The organism is Romboutsia sp., assembly GCF_035470145.1.
Classification (GTDB): Bacteria; Bacillota; Clostridia; order Peptostreptococcales; family Peptostreptococcaceae; genus Romboutsia_D.
Map to the genome: position 1 here is coordinate 1 of NZ_DATIRC010000196.1, position 1,533 is coordinate 1,533.

General features: G+C 28.4%; 3 protein-coding genes. 1 reads left to right on the top strand and 2 read right to left on the bottom strand.

What is annotated here, in order from left to right; all coding sequences use genetic code 11:
- On the bottom strand, positions 1 to 504 hold a 504-nt coding region (locus VLM92_RS17385), incomplete at its 3' end, for an RHS repeat-associated core domain-containing protein (RefSeq protein WP_325275875.1).
- Here VLM92_RS17385 and VLM92_RS08320 point away from each other — a divergent pair.
- Positions 401 to 664 (top strand): hypothetical protein, encoded by a 264-nt coding sequence (locus VLM92_RS08320; RefSeq protein ID WP_325275873.1) that lies wholly within the window; start codon positions 401 to 403, stop codon positions 662 to 664. The two genes, VLM92_RS17385 and VLM92_RS08320, sit on opposite strands and share 104 nt — an antisense overlap.
- Before the next feature lie 345 nt (positions 665 to 1,009).
- Here the strand turns inward: VLM92_RS08320 and VLM92_RS08325 are convergent.
- Positions 1,010 to 1,533, bottom strand: a 524-nt coding sequence (locus tag VLM92_RS08325) for a DUF2750 domain-containing protein (protein WP_325275874.1), incomplete at its 5' end; no start/stop codon positions are given.

Consider the following 1,533-nt stretch of genomic DNA (forward strand, 5'->3'; position numbering starts at 1 on the left):
GTCTTCATTGTTTACTGGGTCATTTGCACAGTATGCAAACATATTATGAGATAATAGTTCTCCTGTTTCTCCAACTAAACTATCTGCATTTATAAATCTTCCCCACTCAGGATTATAATATCTACTTTGTAAATAGTAAAGTCCTGTTTCTGTATCGTATCTATATCCTCTATATCTATATGGGTTCTTTACACCTAAACTATCTTTTAAACTTCCATCTATTGATAATAGTCTACCCCATGTATCATAATTATAAGATACAACTTCATTTTCAGAACCATCTATTAATCCTGTTATATCTCCTTGAGCATTTCTTACATAGTAGTATTCTACTCCATTTAATTCTATACTTACAAGTTTATCATCACTATCATAAGTATAATAAATATTATCTGTACCATTGCTTTCAAATGTTACATTACCATCTACAACATGGTATTTGAAAGTAACTCCATTTACTGTTTTTTCTGTTCTTATTCCATCAGAATTATATTTATATGATATATTTAATCCACTTTTACTTATTCCTGCTAGTTGTCTTCCTTCTTCCCAGCTAAATGTTTGTCCATCATATGTAAGTGGATTTCCTATTGCATCATATGTTATTGCTTTACCATTAAATGCTGTAAGTTTATCCTTCCAGTTTGTATCACCATATGTGTAATCATCAGTTTTTGATGGAGTTGTTGAATCTCCTGTGTATTCTTCTTTTTTAAGGATATTTCCTCCAGCATCATAAGAATACTTTATAGTTTTTTCAAGTACTCCTTCACTGTTTCTTACTTCTTCTTTTGTAAGCTCATTAAGTTCATTATAGTAATATTTTGTTGTTTTTGAGTTTTCTGTTATAGTTTCTATGTTACCATTTTTATCATATGTATAGGAAATTTTCTTTCCTCCATTTTCAATAGATGCTATCTTATTTGTTGTAGCTCCATTTATTTCATCTATATATTTCCTCTTTTTATAGTTCTCTCGTTATTGGCCTTTAATTTATGAACCACTTTATTTATAAATCATTATTTTCCATATAATTCTTTAAAGAATATAAAATATCTGTTGCACCCGCTACCACAGCTCCTTCTCCATCATAAAGCACATCAAGATATATGTTGTTTTTATCTAAATCAGGTAATAAATATTCTATAAATTCATCTAAATTTATACTCTTTATAACACATTCTTCAAATTTATCATTAATAAAGAATTCTGCATACTCCCTTTTGTTCCATACTGGTATTCTACTATTTTCATCTTCATAATCTATCATAGCAAATCCATTATTATATAAGAACCAAGCCTCTTTCGATTCTACTATCTTCTCAATAAAGTATTCATATCTATCTGATAAAGCTACCTTTGATAATTCCTCTAAAGCTGAATCTCCAATTGAGTATTTCCCTATTTCGTATTCTAAGTCATTTTTTAGTTTATTGAAATCTGATACTAAAGAATCCCCATTAATCCAAAATATTGAAGGTTTTAAATTGTCATTTTTCATATCAGGTATCCATTCATCAATAAACTCATTTA